Genomic DNA, 16,948 nt, shown 5'->3' with positions numbered 1-16,948 from the left:
CGCCAGACGATAAAGCTACAGCCACCACGCAAAAGTAACCGAATCGGGCTCGCCTGATAAAGGAACGGGCAGCAAAGCGTAGCCCGCCCGCTCAAACGCTCGTAGTGAAGCCTGATTACGAAGTTGGACATGCCCAACTATCCGGCGCAGATGAGGAAATGTTTGCACCAAATGCGTGGTACCCAAGGCCAATAGCAACGCCGCCCAGCCGCGCCCCCGATACGCTGGGTCAAGCAGGTAGCTCAACGTAGCCTCGTCGTGCGAAATGCTGAAGCGAATGAGCCCAACAGGCGCGCCGGTGGTCTCCTCTTCGGCCAAAAGCATCAAGGCATAAGGGTCAGCAAGACGGGCGTTTAACCACCGCTCATGAAACTCGGCGGGTACGGGCTGAGGATTGAAGGAAGCCTGCCGTACGGTTGGCTCATTCGTCCAGGCCAGGAGCTGAGCAGAATCGGCAGCAGTGACCAATCGCAAGCGGAAAGGTGCATCTGGCAGGCGTAAGACACGGAAAGCCTGCTGTAAACGTGCAGGAGCGTGGCCGTCGAAATAATGGTTCTGAACCGTTCGTAGCTGCTCTGCGATGCGCAGCACCTCCGGCGAAGTCAGCACATTAGCAGCGCTGGGATACAGCAAAGCCATGCCTGCCGCCCGCAAAAATTCGTGCAGATCATGCTGATTTGCAGCAGTAGGCAACAGGAAAAGCAAGCCGCCCCCCGCCGCGCAATACTCGTAGCTGATGGTGCTGGGCGAGCACACCGCCGCCCCACAGCTTTCCATAAGCTCCGCTAAGTGGCTGGGGGGCAAATTTCGATGCAGCGTAACTTTCGCTTCGTGTTCGGCCCATTGGCTCAACGATTCCCACCCGGTATACGCACTGCCTACTACTATCTGCACTTGCTCAACGACGGGCAGCGTGAGCAGGGAGGCAGCCACGCGTTGGGTCTGATGCGTAGGGTCGGCCCCGCCCAGGCAAACCAGTACGGACGAGGGCGAAGCAGCTGTATGGGGAGCGGGAGCAGGGGAGCGGAAAGCGGCCCGCAGCGGCGCGTAGGCCGGGCCGCTCAGCAGCCGGGCACCGGGCTGACGTAAGTCATAATCAGCCTCAGAAATGCCCCCCGCAGGGTTCAGCACCAAGTCGGCGGCGAAGGGAAAGGCGTGCAAATCATCCAGGCAAACCAACTTGGCTACATGAGCGCGCACGGCTTGCTGATAACTGAACTCAAAGCCGTAGCCATCAAGCACCAGAATGTCACTAGGGCGCAACACGTGCTGGGCCAACCAGGCTGGCTCACCACCCGCAGGCTGGGGGGGCATTTCTACAACCTCCAAACACGATTTCTGGAGCTGAATAAGAAGCACAGCATCAGGCTCCTGAATAACGAATACGCACCCAAACTCATCGCGCAGGATATCAGCCAAAGCCAATAGACGCATCACATGGCCCAGCCCAATGCGCGGATTTCCATCGGCGCGGAGCACGAGGCGGGGCAGGCTGGGGTCGGTGGTCATGGGTTAAGCTGTCTTTTGTTCAATATGAGCGTTCAGCGCCACTAACTCCGGGTGCTGATCCAGCAGAGCAATAATTTCATCGGAAGTCAACGCAGCAGCATTGTGATTCTCAATGAGGAGTTTTAAAAGCCTGAAGTCGTCGGCAGTATCAACAGTCAGACGGTACTGGCTACGGTTGGGGGAGCGAGTAACATGCTGAAAATGAACGTTGCCCAAGCGGTTCTGGTGGATAGAAGGCGTCACATGCTCCCGGTCGCTGGGTAATACCGCCTGATGGTAGGCCTCGCTTAATAGCTCGCGGGAAAAAATCTCAAAATCGAATCCTCGTGGAAAGGTGCGCTCCAATACATTGGAAAGGTAAAGACGCGAGTCTTGGTGACGCAGATATTCCTGTACGCCTTGTGCTATGAGTTGCCCATCCAGTAGGGGGCAATCAGAGGTAACGCGCACGATAATGTCCAGTTGATTTTCCTCTGCACATTGGTAATAACGTCCCAACACATCCTGCTCATCGCCGCGGGTACAAGGCAACTGGGCATGCACAGCAAATTCAGCCAGCGCATCGTCGGTAGAGTTATTGGTGATTGCCAGGTAGATCGGCAGCCCACTCTCACGTAATCGTGCTACATGATAATGCAACAGCGGCTGGCCAGCAACTGGCAATAGCACCTTACCCGGCAGGCGCGTACTCGTCATACGAGCCTGAGATATAATGCCGATTTTAGGAGAGTCCGAAAGCATTAATTATCAGCTTACTACGAATTGTCAGGCACTCAAATGCCCGGCTTTGCTATTGCTTTTGTTACTTAACAATAAACTCCCGCACACAGTCAATTACATACTGCTGCTCCTCATCTGTCAGATCCGGGAACATTGGCAAACTCAGACAGTGGGCGTAGTACGCCTCAGCATGTGGGAAATCCCCGTTTTTCCAACCCAACTGCTGATAATAAGGCATCGTGTGGACCGGAATGTAGTGTACCTGCGCAAAAATCTGCCGCTCGCGCAGGAAGTCATACAAGCCTTTACGATCCTCAATCTGAATTACGTAGAGATGATAAGCATGACCCGATTCCGTGGCCAATGAGCGTATAGGAGGCATTCCGGCAAAGGCGGCATCGTAGCGGGCGGCTAGTGCGCGACGACGAGCAATACCTGCATCAGCTCGTTGGAGCTGGCTGATTCCCAGCGCCGTGAGCATGTCCGGCATCCGGTAATTATAGCCCAGGGTTTGCATCTCGTAATACCAGCCGCCGGGGTTTTGCTGAAGCTGCGCCGGATTTTTGGTGATGCCGTGGGTCCGCAGCATGAGCAGCTTCTCGTAAAGATCCGGGCGGTTAGTCGTAATCATGCCGCCCTCGCCAGTGGCAATGTGCTTGACGGGATGAAAGCTGAAAATGGCTAAATCGGCAAAGTTCCCGTTGCCGCAGCGCTGCTCGTTGCCTGCCGAATCCAGAAAAAAGCCCCCCGGCGCGTGGCAGGCGTCCTCAATCAGCCACAGCCCAAACTCATCAGCCAACGCTCGCGCTGCCTCCATATTCACGGGCAGGCCCGCAAAATCGACGGGAATAAGGCCGTGAAAATGCCCCCTAGGGTGACTTTCCAGCAACCGCCGCACTTGCTGTAAGTCGATGAGCGCGGTGGCGGGGTCGATATCGGCAAAGTGAACCTCGCCGCCGCCATAAAGCACGCAGTTGGCGGAGGCGGCAAACGTGATAGGCGTGGTAATGACGCGCTGACCGGGCTGCACGCCCAAAGCCAGCGTACACAGGTGCAAAGCCGCCGTGCCATTGCTTACCGCCACCGCATATTTGGCCCCGATATAGGCCGCAAATTTCTCTTCAAACTCTGCCACCTTCGGTCCCTGTGTCAGAAAATCGGACCGAAGCGTATCGGTTACGGCTTGTATATCGTCTTCCGTAATATGCTGGCGGCCATAGGGAATAGCACGTGAGGGCTGAAAGGTAACGGAGGCGTTAGTCATAGTCTGGTAAATATACACAGCCCCGGCGCTTGATGTGGCACCCGGATCTGTGCAGGTTGTGTGGTTGGCAAAGCTGGTAGCCTGAAACAAAAAATGCCGCTCTTAATTGCAGAGCGACATTTTTATATAACAAATGGTTGAGCTGGCTATGCCTTAAATGTTGGATCTACGTGCAGGCGAATTTCCTCCCGAATCTGCTCCGCGTTCAGCCAATGGTCATTATTAGCCGAATCATAATAGAAGCCGTCGGGCACGCGGCTACCTTTGAAATGACGAATAAATTCTTCCACATCCCACTGCGGCGTATAAGGCAGAATGACGTAGTACCGATCTAGCTCAACTGTGCTCAGCGCGTCGGTTTCGGTTATCATCGCTTCGTGCAGCTTCTCGCCAGGGCGGATGCCGACTACCTCGTGCTTGCAATTGGGGCCGATGGCTTCGGCAACCTCCGTGATTTTGTAGCTGGGAATTTTGGGGACAAAAATTTCGCCACCCCAGGCGTGTTCCAGCGCATACAGCACCAGATCGACGCCTTCTTCCAGCGAAATGTTGAAGCGCGTCATGTCGGGGTGCGTGATGGGCAGCACACCGGTCTCGCGTTGTTGCAGGAAAAACGGCACTACCGAGCCCCTGGAGCCGATTACGTTGCCGTAGCGCACAACGGAAAAGCGCAAATCGCGCGCGCCTTTCATGTTGTTGGCGGCCACAAACAGCTTATCAGAGCAGAGCTTGGTGGCGCCGTAAAGGTTAATGGGCGCGGCGGCTTTATCGGTGCTGAGGGCCACCACTTCCTTTACGCCGCAGTCGAGAGCGGCATTAATGACGTTTTCGGCCCCGAAGATGTTGGTTTTGATACACTCCATCGGGTTGTACTCGGCAGCCGGCACTTGCTTGAGGGCGGCGGCATGCACCAGCATATCAATACCCTCGCAGGCCCGCTTAAGGCGCTCTGCATCACGTACATCGCCAATAAAATAGCGAATAGCCGGGTACTTGGCGTGCGGAAATATCTGCGACATTTCGTACTGCTTCAGCTCGTCGCGCGAGTAGATCACCAGGCGTTTCACCTGCGGAAATTTTTCAAACACCGTGCGCACGAACTGCTTGCCGAAAGAGCCCGTACCACCGGTAACCAGGATAGATTTGTTGTTTAAATCGAGTGCCATAGAAAGACAAAGAGAGGCCAGCCATCCGGAAAAAGACGCTGGGGGGCAAAAGTAGGCAATCCGCGCCGGGGTTGCGTACTTTTGCTGTAGCGCGACCCAAAGGACGGCCCGAGCCGACTTTCAGCTCGGGTATCATTGCTGACTGACGCGCTACTACAAGGATGATTGTTCAACGATACGCGGATTGAAAGTTCGCGCTACTCCTGCTATGCCAGCCCACCTCCCCGAACCTATCAAGCTCATTATCTGGGATCTGGATGATACTTTCTGGCGCGGTACGCTCTCGGAAGGAGCCGTGGAGGCTATTGCCGACCACCTGGAATTGGTGCGCGCTACGGCACTCCGCGGCATTGTGCATACCATCGTTTCCAAAAACGATTTTGCCGCCGCCGAAGCCAAGCTGGTAGAGCTGGGCATTCGTGACTTGTTTGTTTTTCCGCGAATAAGCTGGCAGCCCAAAGGTCCGATTATCAAGGATTTGCTGGCTCAAATGCAGCTGCGGGCACCTAACGCTCTGTTTCTGGACGATAATCCGATCAATCGGGCCGAAGCACAGTTTTATAACCCCGAATTGCAGGTAGCCGACCCCACCGATCTGCCCCAAATTGCTCCCCAGCTGCTGCTCAGCGGCAAACCCGACCCCGGCCTGACGCGCCTGGAGCAATACAAGCTGCTCGAACGCCAGCAGCAGGCCCGGTCTGCTTACCAGGACAACCTGGCGTTTCTGCGCGATTCGCAGGTGCGTATTGAGTTTCGGGAAGGAGCGGCCGTGCAAGCTGATCTGGGCCGTATCGAGGAGTTGATTAATCGCTCCAACCAGCTCAATTTCACCAAGAAACGCGTGGCGAAAGAGGCGTTGGAGGCCAGCTTCACGGATGCAGCGTTGCGCTGGGGCACTGTGCGGGTGCGCGACCGGTTTGGCGACTATGGTTTGGTAGGCGTGTACTGCCTGAACAAGCCGGAAAACAGGCTAGAGCAGCTCGTATTTTCCTGCCGCATCCTGCATCTGGGAGTTGAGCAGTTCACGTATGCCTGGCTGGGCTTCCCGGCTTTGGAGGTGCAAGGCGAAGTAGCTACCGAGTTGAACGCTCGTGAGAAGCCCGAATGGATAACCATTGATTCTGAAGCGGCGACGCCCCAGCTCGCGAAAAATAGTGGGGGGCAAACTCAGGATAAAAATGCCCCCCAGCTGCGCGTATTGCTGAAAGGTGGCTGCGATTTGGGCCAATTGACTCCCTTCTTGCAGGCCTTCGCTATCGAAGTAAACGAGGAGTTTAACTACGTAAACGAGCACCAGATTCCGGTGCACGTGGAGCACACGGCGTTGCTACGCTTGGGCCGCGAATTGCCCCCCGGCGAGCAGCAGCGGCTAGCGCGCGCGCTGCCATTCCTGGGCGAAGAAGCCTTTGCCACCAGCCTGTGGTCGGCGGAGTTTCATGCCCTGGTTTACAGCCCGCTCATGGACTACACCCAGGAGTTGTATCGCGAGAAAACCACGGGCATCGCTATCCCCTTTGGGGGCTACCACAATATTATAGCCGCAGATCCTGCGGTGCAGGCTGGCAAGTACGCCCAGCGCCGTTTCCGCGGAATGGACGAAGCGTTTCTGCGTCGATTCGGGGCGGAGTTTGCGTTTGGGGGGCAAATTTCGTCCGCAGATTTCCAGGAAAACCTGCGTTGGCTGCGGAGTCAACTGCCGGCCACAATTCCCATTTTCTTCCTCAATGGCGCCGAAATAGAAGTGCCCGGCAGCGCCGAAACCGGCGCCGCCCAGCGCCACGCCCAAATGAATCAGGCCCTGGCGGAGTTTGTCGCTACTGCCGATAACTGCTTCCTTATTGATGTGCGCGACTTTGTGCGTACGCCCGCCGACGTTACCAATAATCTGCGCCACTACCAGCGCGCTCATTATCGCACGCTTGCCCAGCGCCTGGCCGAAGCGCTTGGCGCTTGGCAGGGTCGCCAGCTGCCCCGCTCTGCCTGGACTGATTTGCGGGCGCAAGTAGCTAGCCGACTGCCAAGTAAGCTGCGCAATGCCTGGGAAAAGATCCAGAAGTAGAAAGCCTATTTTATCAGCTTAGCCAACTTCTGCGTCAGGGCCCGCCGGGAGTATTGTGCATGATTGATGGCCGGCAGATCGAGGTTGGAATTGATGCGCCAGGCGGCAAACAAGCTGTCCAGATGGTCGAGCATGCCGCTGTAGGTATCGTAGGGGAGGGCGCGGCCGGCCCCGCACTCTTCCAGCAGATTATCAGCATCGGAACCGACGGGGCCAATGCAGATGATAGGCTTGTTAGAGGCCAGATACTCAAATACTTTGCCTGGCAGAATGCCGAAGTTGTGCGCTACGTCCGGGATGGCCATGAGCAGCGCTGTAGACCGCAGCAAGTAGCCCACCGACTCATCGTGGGGCACAAAAGGCACAAACTCGGTGTGCTTGCCTAATCCAACTTCCCGAATCTGCTCCTGCACGCCAGCCGACACGGTGCCCACGAAGCGCAGCTTGAGTGGCACATCCGGGTGGCGCGTGGTGCAGGTGGCGCAAGCCGCCAGAAACAGCTCGATATGATACGTCTCGGAGATGGTGCCGGTGTGGGTAATCAGCAGACAATCAGTGGGGGGGGCGCTGGGCTCCCGGAAGTCACTTTCATCGTAGCCGTTGGGCAGCACGTGAAATTTGCTGGCCGCCAGGCGCGGCGACTTACCCAAAAACAGACGCTTGGTGTCGGGGCTGGTTACCAGCACCTCGTCGGCTTGCTCCAGCACCTGGCGCTCGTACCAGGCGTCGAGCCAGCGGGCGGGCGGGGTGTGGTTTAGCTCTTTGTAGTAATAAATGTCCGTCCAGGGGTCGCGCATGTCGGCTATCCAGCGCAGACCGTAGCGTTTTTTCAGCTCCAAGCCAATGAGCTGGGTGGAATGGGGCGGGCTGCTGGTCAGCACGGCATCGAAAGTGTGGCCTTGGGCCAGTAGCTCGGCGCACTGCTGCAATACGTGTTTGTTCCAGCCCCGCCGCGGATCAGGAATGAACAGGTTGCCGCGCAAAAACTTGAAAACCTGCTGCTGGAAGCTGCTTTTGCTTTCGTTGGCGAAGCCGCCGTGCGGAATCTGTTTGCGGCCGGTGAGCTTTTTATAGGAATCGAACGGCTCGCTGGTATTCGTACGAAACACGCGCACACTGGCCGGCACTTCCGCCGCCAACGACTCATCAATTACCGGGTAAGCTCCCTGCGACGCATCGACGGTAATAACCGTGGGTTCCACACAAAAGCTTGGCAGGTGCTTCACAAATTTCAAGCTGCGCTGCACGCCCGCCCCGCCGGATGGGGGCCAGTAATAGGTAATAACCAGCAGACGCAGGGGCTTGAGGGGCATTTTAAAGCAGGTTTGAGAACGCGAAGGTACGTAGCCGTGGGCTTTCAGGGTTTTTTGGGTTAATTTTGGGGAAGCGAACTTGCCGCTGCCTGCCACTGAGCTGCCTGACGTTTCTTTGTCAGCAAGTTCGCTACACTAGCACCATCCTACTCACTACATCACAAGATGTTCGATAATCTCTCTACCAAGCTCGATCGGGCCTTCAAAACCCTGAAAGGTCAGGGTAGCATCACCGAAATCAACGTCGCCGCGACCATCAAGGAAATTCGCCGGGCACTGGTTGATGCCGACGTGAACTACAAGGTGGCCAAGGAAGTCACCGACAAAATAAAGGACGAGGCCATGGGCCGCGACGTGCTGACGTCGGTTTCGCCGGGCCAACTCATGACCAAAATCGTCTACGATGAGCTAACGCTGCTCATGGGCGGCGAAAAAGAAGATGTGGTGCTCAAGGGCGACCCGGCCGTGATCTTGCTGTCGGGCTTGCAGGGTTCGGGCAAAACCACCTTCGCCGGCAAGCTGGCCACGTTCATAAAAAAGCAAAACCGCACCGTCCTGCTCGTAGCCTGCGACGTGTACCGCCCAGCGGCTATCGACCAGCTGAAAGTGCTGGGCGAGCAAGTGGGCGTGGAAGTGTACTCGGAGCCGGAGAACAAGAATCCAGTTGAGATTTCACTGAACGGCATTGCTTACGCTAAGAAAAACAACAAGAAGGTAGTCATCATCGACACCGCCGGCCGCCTGGCCGTGGACGAGCAGATGATGCGCGAAATTGAGCAAGTTAAGAAGGCCATCAACCCGTCCGAAACGCTGTTCGTGGTCGACTCCATGACGGGTCAGGACGCGGTGAACACAGCCAAAACCTTCAACGACCGCCTCAACTTCGATGGCGTGGTGCTTACCAAGCTCGACGGCGACTCGCGCGGTGGCGCCGCACTTTCCATTCGGGCCGTGGTGGAGAAGCCCATCAAATTCATCTCGACAGGGGAGAAGATGGAGGCGCTCGACATGTTTTATCCCGACCGCATGGCCCAGCGCATCCTGGGTATGGGCGACGTAATTTCGCTGGTAGAGCGCGCCCAGCAGCAGTTCGATGAGGACGAAGCCAAGCGCATCAACCAGAAAATCCGCAAGAATCAGTTCAACTTCGACGACTTCCTCTCCCAGCTGGAGCAGATCAAGAAGATGGGCAACCTGAAGGACTTGGTGGGGATGATTCCGGGCATGAGCAAGGCTATCAAAGACGTTGATATTGACGATGATGCTTTTAAGCCTATTGAGTCCATTATCAAAAGCATGACTCCTAAAGAGCGCGCCCAACCCGAGCTATTGAACGGCTCGCGTCGCCGTCGCTTGGCCAAAGGCAGTGGCACTGATATTCAGCAGGTTAATAACCTGATGAAGCAATTCGAGGACATGCGCAAAGTCATGCGCACAATGAACAAGATGAGTAGCACGAAAGGTGGTATGCAGCAAATGGCCAAAATGATGGGCATGCGCGGCGGCATGAAATAAGCTGCCTGAACTTCACAAAAAAGCCCCCCAGAAACTTTCTGGGGGGCTTTTTCATGCTTTAGTATTCCGTTCGTGCTTCGTGCTCTTTCCAAGCTGTAAAGCCTTCTTTGGCTTCAGCCCCCAGGAATGCTTGCATCGGGATTTGTCGCTCATTCAGCGGCTTCTCTATCTCGTCGTAAATAAACTGGTCGTCGAAGCCAATAGCGGCGGCATCCTGCTTGGTGTTGCCATAGAATACGCGGCGCGGGCGGGCCCAATAAATGGCTCCCAGGCACATGGGGCAGGGCTCGCAGCTCGTGTACAGGTCACAATCCTGAAGCTGGAAGCTGCCCAGAGCTATACAAGCCTTGCGAATGGCGTCCACCTCGGCGTGGCAGGTGGGGTCGTTGGTGCTGGTGACCTGGTTGAAGCCGCGCGCGATAATCTGGCCGTCTTTCACGACTACAGCCCCAAACGGGCCGCCGTAACCAGCCTGCATTTTTTCAACCGATAAGCGAATGGCTTCGCGCATAAATTCTTCGCGGGGAGCTTCCATAGTATAAGAGGGAAAGGAGAAAACTGACTTTGGCGGGGAGAAAAAGCCCCCCAGCAATGAAGTTACAGTGTCTGGGCTTATGGAAGAATAAAGTCAGAATCATCAGTCATTTACTTCCATATAACCTGTTGACTGCTAGTAAAGAAACTATATAAAGTAAAGGCAATAAAAAAGCCCCCTGATTATTCAGGGGGCTTTTTTAGGAAACACGGGCTATAGCCCCGATTTAGTTGCGAACTAAAGGCAGAGCCACATTCACGGCTGCTCCGCGTACTCGCACAATGTAGGAGCCATGAGGCAGCGCCTGCACCTGCAATGGGTGTTCCTGCTGACCAGTCAGCGTCAGGATTTGCAGGCTGCGGCCCGTCAGATCCAGCAGTTGCACCTGGTAGCTGCCAGCCGGTAAGCCAGTTAAGTCAAGCGTGGCATTGCCCTGAGTTGGGTTGGGGTACACCGACACGTCAACTTTCATAGCGCCAACGAACTTCACCGTCCGCACCGGGCTGAACGTTGCTGTGCCATCAAAATCCAGCTGCTTCAGGCGGTAGTAAATCAACGTACCCAAACGAGCCGCTCCAGCATCCGTGAAGCTGTATTTAGACGGCTGTGTGCTGGTTCCTTTGCCGCGAACGGTGCCAATGGCGCTGAACGTCAAACCATCGAGTGAGCGCTCTACTACGAAGCGGTCATTGTTCAGCTCCGTAGCCGTGGCCCAACTCAGTTGAGCATCCTGACGTGCGGCGATAGCCTTGAACTCCTTCAGCTCTACTGGCAACGGACGCACAATCGTCACGTCTTCGGCCGTGCTGGAAGCAGCAGCATAGTTGCTGCCTGGTACTATCCCTCCTCCGGCGAAGGTGGCATTCGGTGACACAGTACTCGTAGCCGTGAGGCGGGTAGGATCGAGGAAGCGAACAGTTGCAGAAGCCTGATAAACAGTGTTATTGACAGCAGTGCTGGCAATAGTAGCCCGGAAGGATATTCTGAGCGTAGCACCAGCCGGGATAGTTATATCACCGAACGTTGGCGTGCTTGTGCTGCTGGCTGGAGCAGTATAGCTAGTATATGGTGAAGGGCTGCCATTAGCAGGCGTCAGTGTCACAGTGGGAGCCACCGTGTTATCATACTTGAAGAGGTCAACTGTTAATGCTGTTTCTACACTTACGCTTGTTGCCGCTCCACCCGTATTTGATATAACAAGTGCATAAGTAGCAGGATTTACTGCGTCGCCACTACGTGTAACGTTGGGAGTAGTAGTAGACAATGCAGCAGTAAGCGTCGGTAAGCAAGAGCCAGCCCCGGCAATGTTGTTAGTAGGAGCGGTAGTAATGATGTCAGCTGTAGAAACGCCTGTGCCAGCAGTTGCACCAAAATTGCCGCCATTGGTAGTGCCAGATGCTCCGGCCGTTCCAGAAAAGCCGCCCGTAGCTAGAGTGCCGTTTGAATAGGCTAAGCCGCCGCCGCCGCCGCCGCCAGGACCGTACTCTGCTCCTCCATTATTGGCATCACCGCCATTACCACCATTTACCTGTACAGTAATTCCGTTCAATCCATTGGCTACCGTAGCAGGAGGTGTTGAGCGGAGAAGTATGGTACCACCAGCGCCGCCACCGCCGCCACCAGAAGTGTTACCATTAGCTGTTGGTGCATTACCACCGTTCGATACCAATGAGCCTGTTCCGCTGATAGAACCAGTTTGCAGCATAATAATACCACCGCCAACACCGCCGCTGCTAGCAGTAGCATTTGCATCATTGGTAGAACCTGCGCCACCACCGCCGCCTAATACAAGGCGAGAAATAGAGGCATCTAACGTGGATGCGCCATTCTCTGCTCTTAACCCCCTGCTACCGTTACTTGATCCAAAACCGTAGCCACCAAGACCACCATTTGCTCCGTTGCCCCCACCAGCGCCACCAGCATTGCCAGAGTTATTAGCATTGACGATATCCTCGCCCTTTTCTTTACCAGTTGTAACACCATAGTCAGTGGCTCCACCACCGGCATTTCCAGGTGCGCCGGCTCCGTTACTGCCACCGAAGTAACCATCAATACCGCTACCATTTATAGTATTGGTAATAACGGTTGTGCCATTGAAGATATTAAGGGGTGACCCGGCAGTGCCTTCCCCTTTTGAGCCGTGCGCCAAAGCAGCAGCAGTCACATAAGCATCTCTATTTGCAGCTTGCCCAGTATAGCTCACGCCACCGCCGCCACGGAATCCTTTGGCTGTCATATTAATAGAGGCATTGGTTGTGAAACGCGTTTGGCCTGCTACGTCCAGCACAAGTACACCGCCAGTTGTACCGTTCCAGGCTGGGCCGCTTAAAGTGCCTGTAATTGTAACAGAAGAATACTGTGGAACGCGGATAACCTGAAAGCGACGCTGTGATGTAGTGCTGGTACCCGTTGCATTGCTCTCATATTGGTTGGCTACTCCTTTCGCCAGAGTCAGAATACCGCCAGTTAGGGGCACATCATTCGTGGCAATGGCATATTCATACTTGCCGGCTGTGTAGGCAGCATCATTGGTAATTGTACCATAAGAAGCCGAGTTATCGGTAGTCATGGTGGCTCCCTGCATCTGCATAATCAGTATTAGGTCACCGCTACGGATAGGAGTTGTTCCTGCTGCTGCACCAAGGGTAATGCTGGCTTGATTAGCCGCAACGATAGTCGGGATAGCTACAGGGAAATAAGTATTAGGTACTGAAATAGCAGTAAGTGCACCAACACCATCCTTACCAGGAGTAGCACAAGCTGTAGCCACATTTGCAATGCCACTAACGGTAGTAGTTATAGTAGCTACGTTGTTGCTTGAGGTAGGGTCAGGTACGCCGGAAGTGAAGCTTGCTGTGCCTGTGAACGAGCCTGCCGTGCCTGGGGTAGTAAAAGTTACGGCATTGATAATAGCTGGATCATTGGCAAGTAAGCTGGCTACAGTAGCAAACGTAATAACCTGCTCGCCACCGACAGTAGCAATAGTAGCACCTGCGGGCAAACTGATATTGTTGACTGTAGTAGGCAGACGCAAGGTTGGCACTACGTTGAGGGCGGTTTCTAAACCTAAATTGCTTGTAGCTACAGTGTAGGTTACCCGCGCGCCTGGATTAGCAGTAGCTGGTCCGCTCACGCTGCTCGCTAAATCGGCTCCGCTTACGTCTACTGTAATAGTAGCTTGGTTAGAAAGCGTATTAAGAATATCGCGGATAGTATAAGGAGTAGTAACGACGCCTGCAAACGTACTGAGGGCGCTAAACGTGACAACTCCTTGTGCATTTACAGTGAAAGTGCCTTTGCCCGGAACAGTCAACGTCTGCTCGATAGCAGCAGTAGAAGGATTTAAATCCACCGTGGCCCGATCCAGGCTGCTGCCAGGAGCCTCATCATTGGCGGTTACGTCAAACGATGCCGCCGTTCCGTAGCGCGTGCCAAACCGATCATTGTTGGCGACTGTTGGGCGCACAATCGCCAGATTACGAATCTCGTGCACGTTGTTTGAGCCACCAGTAGAGCCTGAAAAACCAATACGCAGGGTAGGCGGTGGAGGCGGAAGCTCAATATTGCTTAAAGCTGTGGTTACCGTATTTCCGTTCTGAATGCGAACCGTAATGCGGTAGGCTGTGGAGCCGTTGTTATTAATAAAGGGGATAAAATCGATGAAAGCGCGCCGATAGTCTCCGCTTGTTTCCTGTGCACGTGCTGTTGTTACGTCCAAGTTAAAAGGTAACTGGCCGCTGCTGGCAAGATATGGGTACTCGGTTGCGGCGGTTCCATTACCTCTACCACGGATGGTAATAGCACTTGGAGTAAGACCATTAGTAACTAAGCCACCCGAGCGACCTTCGCTGGCATTAGAAAAGTTGCCATACTCATCAATGCCGATGCCCACGTAGCCATTCGATACGCCGGGGGTTATAATGGTAGGCGTGTTAGCGTCTCTAATACGCTGTGCGTAACCGAGGGAGCCGCCATCAGCACCAATTCGGAAGACGCTAGTGGCACCATCGATCAAGTAAACGCTGAAGCCGTCAGCGCCGCTCGTAGAGGTTTTGCCGTAGGAAAAGAACTCAAAAGAAATGCTGAATCCTTGGGGAGCTGGAAATGCGCTTTGGTCAATAGCTGTTCCAGCTTGATTATTGATTGCATCGGTAAGCCGTAGATAACCAGTGCCGGTGGTGCCAGTACCTGTAAGCCGAGCGGTTCCAAACAGGTCGAAACCAGCGGCGGTACCATTCTTAAATGACTCGACTCGCGGGAACTGTGCCTGCGCTCGCTCTCCAAATGCTAATAAGAATAACGATGCACCTGCTATTCGCAAGAGCTTTCTAACAGTATCCGACCGTCTGGAGAAGGGGGTAAGAATTGTTTTCATGAAAAATAAATAATAGTGGAATTGATTTTAAACCAGAGCAAAGAAAGCTCCGGAAAGTGCCCTAAAATTGCACTTTGTTAGAAAAATGATGGATATTTGTTCATATAACTAGCTATGTAGCAGGTCAGTATAAAATATTCTAAATAAATACACATTGATAATATTCGTCCTGTATTCTATAAACATTTTAATAATTCAATAAAAACTTTAGTACATGATATTCTAATATCGATTATCATAATAAATGAAAAATACTTTATTTCTGGCCCGATGCTTGCTCATTAGTTCTTCGAAAGAATAGTTTTTTTAGGTGTTTTGGTTGTGGAAAGGGACCTCGCTCAGCGGGGTCTTTTTTTTGTGCTTTAGTTTCAGCCTTTATTGCGTATTTGACATAGAAAAAGCCCCCTAGGTATGTCTGGGGGGCTTTTTCTGTGTCAAACGAGATAATGAACTAGTGAATTACCCGAAGCTGATACTTAGGTTCGGTGCCGGTAGCGGTAGGTATTGTGAAAGCACCCACGCGGCTGGGGCCATATCCCAGGTTGACTTTTACAAACTCGTCGCGCACGGGCAGTAGCTCAATAATCTCGCGACGAAGCAGATCTAAGTCAGTAATCATGTTATTGAGGCGCTGCTGTAGCTCATCAGCGTGCTGATCGAAACTACCTGTAGGGGGGCGTTGCTCAAAGCCGTCGGCGGTGGGGGGTAAATCTGACGTTGACAGCGAGCGGGCTTCTATTTGTGCCTTTTCCAATTCTTCCTCAGCTTCTAGATAGGCTTTGACTTTTTCTTCGAGTGGAATAAGGGCCGGATTCAGGTAGTCAAGGTTGCTGGCCATAATGGGATAAAATGAAAGTGGTGTTGTCTTTACAACGCAAATTGCAAAGGCAAGGATGCAATCTTGAAACAATAATACCCGGATACTAAAGAATAGGAGAGACTAAAAAACGACTTATGCCTTCCTAAGAATGAATAATTATTTTCAGTATTAAGCGTGTTGTGTAACTAAATAGTGCGATGATATCTTAAACGCTTAAGAATAATGTATCCTTTATCAATTGCTGCTCGTAGGAAAACACCGACATGAATTTTATTTTTTGTTGGTGTCATAATTAATGTTTTCTTTTGCCAAAGAAATTAAATTATTCCCCTTTCAAATCCCTCCAAAATGGCCGCAGCAGATTTAAACAAACTACAGCAACTTCTTCAGAATGCGGAAGATAATGAGATGGTACTAGCCCAGGTTCGTAAGAACATGGAAAAGCTGACCAGCCTCATCAGCGAAACCAACGCGTTGCTGGATCCATCTTTTACCCCCGAGCGCAAAGAGCGCAAGCCCCGCGCCGCTGGCACGGGAACCGGCGGTCGTCGTGGTCGCCCCAGAAAAGAGGCTGCGGCTGAGTAATTAAGCCCCCTGTTGTATAAATTAAGAAGCCCCGGTCTTTACGTTAGACTGGGGCTTCTTTCATAAATTCCCATTATTGTATGAAGATGTTTTTTAGGATATAATGATATGAGAAGGCCTACTGACAAGAAATTTGGCTGATGCTTAGGATCTAATACTGACCGAATTCCTGAAATATCATATCTGACGAATTAGCTTTCTGACTTGTATAAATTAAAAGCCAATGCAGGGAGCTGTTGATATGATTGTATTTTTTGTCTGCTGCCTTGCGTTCCTGTTTTAAAATAATTTATATCCCCTTGAAGCAACTGCGCGTATCTTCAACTTATGACTTCTTCTGTTACTAACTCCGATCCGCTGGGTCACGCATTAACTGCTTATTTGCGTGGTGATAAATCCGCTACGCTTACGGTGCACACCAACGTCAGTGAAGATGAGCCATTGCCCGCGAGTTATTTTTTTCGGTCGCTGTGGGAAATGCCTGAATTAGAGCGTCGCGCCCTGGAAGAATGTCAAGGCAGAATACTGGATTTGGGAGCCGGCGCGGGCGCACATGCACTAGAATTACAAAACCGTGGGTTTTCGGTGCGCGCCCTCGACGTATCGGCCGGCGCGGTGCAGGTGATGGAGGAGAGAGGCGTGCGCGAAGTAGCCCATCACAACCTTTTTGATATTCCTGCCAGCGGCGAACAGTTTGACACCATTCTGATGCTGATGAATGGCTTGGGCCTCGTTGGCACCCTTGATGGACTGGCGCGTTTTCTGAAGCATGCGCGCAGCTTTCTTGCGCCTGGGGGGCAAATTTTAGCCACTTCATCAGATGTCGCCTACCTCTACGAAGACGAAGAGGGCGCTTTGCTCATTGATTTGAATGGCCCTTACTACGGCGAAATAGAGTACGCCATGACATATGAGGGCGAAACGGGCGCGCCTTTTCAGTGGCTGTTTGTGGAGGCCAGTATTTTGCAGGACTACGCCGAAGAAGCTGGCTACGAGATGGAAATCGTTGCTGAGGACGATCAGCAGCAGTATCTGGCCCGTATGACGCTGAGTGCCGGTGCACATCAGGCAAATCAGTAAGCGAGAA

General features: G+C 53.3%; 12 protein-coding genes. 4 read left to right on the top strand and 8 right to left on the bottom strand.

Features of this window, described 5'->3' with window-relative positions; all coding sequences use genetic code 11:
- Positions 1-15: 15 nt before the first annotated feature.
- The 4 genes from pseG to pseB form a co-directional block, all read right to left on the bottom strand.
- Positions 16-1,509, bottom strand: coding sequence for a UDP-2,4-diacetamido-2,4,6-trideoxy-beta-L-altropyranose hydrolase (pseG, locus tag IEW06_RS09750; protein ID WP_188548188.1), 1,494 nt, complete (start codon positions 1,507-1,509; stop codon positions 16-18).
- A 3-nt stretch (positions 1,510-1,512) separates the two neighbouring features.
- The gene (locus IEW06_RS09745; RefSeq protein WP_187732375.1) at positions 1,513-2,250 is read right to left on the bottom strand and encodes a cytidylyltransferase domain-containing protein; all 738 of its coding nucleotides are present in this window, start codon (positions 2,248-2,250) and stop codon (positions 1,513-1,515) included.
- Between the two features lie 61 nt (positions 2,251-2,311).
- Positions 2,312-3,493 carry a UDP-4-amino-4,6-dideoxy-N-acetyl-beta-L-altrosamine transaminase gene (pseC, locus tag IEW06_RS09740; RefSeq protein WP_187732374.1) on the bottom strand — a complete coding sequence of 394 codons (1,182 nt, stop codon included), beginning with the start codon at positions 3,491-3,493 and terminating at the stop codon, positions 2,312-2,314.
- Positions 3,494-3,639: 146 nt separating this feature from the next.
- Positions 3,640-4,659: a UDP-N-acetylglucosamine 4,6-dehydratase (inverting) gene (pseB, locus tag IEW06_RS09735; protein ID WP_187732373.1), complete on the bottom strand. Its 1,020-nt coding sequence runs from the start codon at positions 4,657-4,659 to the stop codon at positions 3,640-3,642.
- 208 nt (positions 4,660-4,867) lie between these two features.
- Between pseB and IEW06_RS09730 the strand changes: the two genes are divergently transcribed.
- Positions 4,868-6,718, top strand: coding sequence for a hypothetical protein (locus IEW06_RS09730; RefSeq protein ID WP_229743088.1), 1,851 nt, complete (start codon positions 4,868-4,870; stop codon positions 6,716-6,718).
- A gap of 5 nt (positions 6,719-6,723) precedes the next feature.
- Here IEW06_RS09730 and IEW06_RS09725 read toward each other — a convergent pair whose 3' ends face one another.
- Complete coding sequence (locus tag IEW06_RS09725; protein ID WP_229743087.1) at positions 6,724-8,031, bottom strand: glycosyltransferase family 4 protein; 1,308 nt, start codon at positions 8,029-8,031, stop codon at positions 6,724-6,726.
- 165 nt (positions 8,032-8,196) lie between these two features.
- Here IEW06_RS09725 and ffh point away from each other — a divergent pair, with 165 nt between their 5' ends.
- On the top strand, positions 8,197-9,546 hold the full coding sequence (gene ffh, locus IEW06_RS09720; RefSeq protein ID WP_187732370.1) for a signal recognition particle protein: 1,350 nt from the start codon (positions 8,197-8,199) through the stop codon (positions 9,544-9,546).
- 58 nt (positions 9,547-9,604) lie between these two features.
- Here ffh and IEW06_RS09715 read toward each other — a convergent pair whose 3' ends face one another.
- The 3 genes from IEW06_RS09715 to IEW06_RS09705 all read right to left on the bottom strand — a co-directional run bounded on the left by IEW06_RS09715 (position 9,605) and on the right by IEW06_RS09705 (position 15,294).
- Entirely contained in the window at positions 9,605-10,081 is a 477-nt protein-coding gene (locus tag IEW06_RS09715) for a nucleoside deaminase (protein WP_188548186.1), read from the bottom strand.
- A 226-nt stretch (positions 10,082-10,307) separates the two neighbouring features.
- Positions 10,308-14,456 (bottom strand): T9SS type A sorting domain-containing protein, encoded by a 4,149-nt coding sequence (locus IEW06_RS09710; protein ID WP_187732368.1) that lies wholly within the window; start codon positions 14,454-14,456, stop codon positions 10,308-10,310.
- A 451-nt stretch (positions 14,457-14,907) separates the two neighbouring features.
- Positions 14,908-15,294 carry a hypothetical protein gene (locus tag IEW06_RS09705; RefSeq protein WP_188548185.1) on the bottom strand — a complete coding sequence of 129 codons (387 nt, stop codon included), beginning with the start codon at positions 15,292-15,294 and terminating at the stop codon, positions 14,908-14,910.
- A gap of 330 nt (positions 15,295-15,624) precedes the next feature.
- Here IEW06_RS09705 and IEW06_RS09700 point away from each other — a divergent pair, with 330 nt between their 5' ends.
- Together IEW06_RS09700 and IEW06_RS09695 are read left to right on the top strand one after the other, a co-directional pair.
- Positions 15,625-15,861 (top strand): hypothetical protein, encoded by a 237-nt coding sequence (locus tag IEW06_RS09700; protein WP_187732365.1) that lies wholly within the window; start codon positions 15,625-15,627, stop codon positions 15,859-15,861.
- 327 nt (positions 15,862-16,188) lie between these two features.
- Complete coding sequence (locus IEW06_RS09695) at positions 16,189-16,941, top strand: class I SAM-dependent methyltransferase (RefSeq protein WP_187732364.1); 753 nt, start codon at positions 16,189-16,191, stop codon at positions 16,939-16,941.
- Positions 16,942-16,948 lie beyond the last annotated feature (7 nt).

It is taken from the genome of Hymenobacter qilianensis (genome assembly GCF_014638675.1).
GTDB lineage: Bacteria > Bacteroidota > Bacteroidia > Cytophagales > Hymenobacteraceae > Hymenobacter > Hymenobacter qilianensis.
Note: the sequence above shows the minus strand (reverse complement) of the source record. Positions and strands in the feature narration are given on the sequence as shown.

Excerpts from the sequence above, each read along its gene's own strand:
- IEW06_RS09715 (WP_188548186.1), bottom strand. The coding sequence starts at position 10,081 with ATGGAAGCTCCCCGCGAAGAATTTATGCGCGAAGCCATTCGCTTATCG.
- IEW06_RS09705 (WP_188548185.1), bottom strand. The coding sequence starts at position 15,294 with ATGGCCAGCAACCTTGACTACCTGAATCCGGCCCTTATTCCACTCGAA.
- pseB (WP_187732373.1), bottom strand. The coding sequence starts at position 4,659 with ATGGCACTCGATTTAAACAACAAATCTATCCTGGTTACCGGTGGTACG.
- IEW06_RS09725 (WP_229743087.1), bottom strand. The coding sequence starts at position 8,031 with ATGCCCCTCAAGCCCCTGCGTCTGCTGGTTATTACCTATTACTGGCCC.
- IEW06_RS09710 (WP_187732368.1), bottom strand. The coding sequence starts at position 14,456 with ATGAAAACAATTCTTACCCCCTTCTCCAGACGGTCGGATACTGTTAGA.
- IEW06_RS09730 (WP_229743088.1), top strand. The coding sequence starts at position 4,868 with ATGCCAGCCCACCTCCCCGAACCTATCAAGCTCATTATCTGGGATCTG.
- IEW06_RS09745 (WP_187732375.1), bottom strand. The coding sequence starts at position 2,250 with ATGCTTTCGGACTCTCCTAAAATCGGCATTATATCTCAGGCTCGTATG.
- IEW06_RS09700 (WP_187732365.1), top strand. The coding sequence starts at position 15,625 with ATGGCCGCAGCAGATTTAAACAAACTACAGCAACTTCTTCAGAATGCG.
- pseG (WP_188548188.1), bottom strand. The coding sequence starts at position 1,509 with ATGACCACCGACCCCAGCCTGCCCCGCCTCGTGCTCCGCGCCGATGGA.
- IEW06_RS09695 (WP_187732364.1), top strand. The coding sequence starts at position 16,189 with ATGACTTCTTCTGTTACTAACTCCGATCCGCTGGGTCACGCATTAACT.
- ffh (WP_187732370.1), top strand. The coding sequence starts at position 8,197 with ATGTTCGATAATCTCTCTACCAAGCTCGATCGGGCCTTCAAAACCCTG.
- pseC (WP_187732374.1), bottom strand. The coding sequence starts at position 3,493 with ATGACTAACGCCTCCGTTACCTTTCAGCCCTCACGTGCTATTCCCTAT.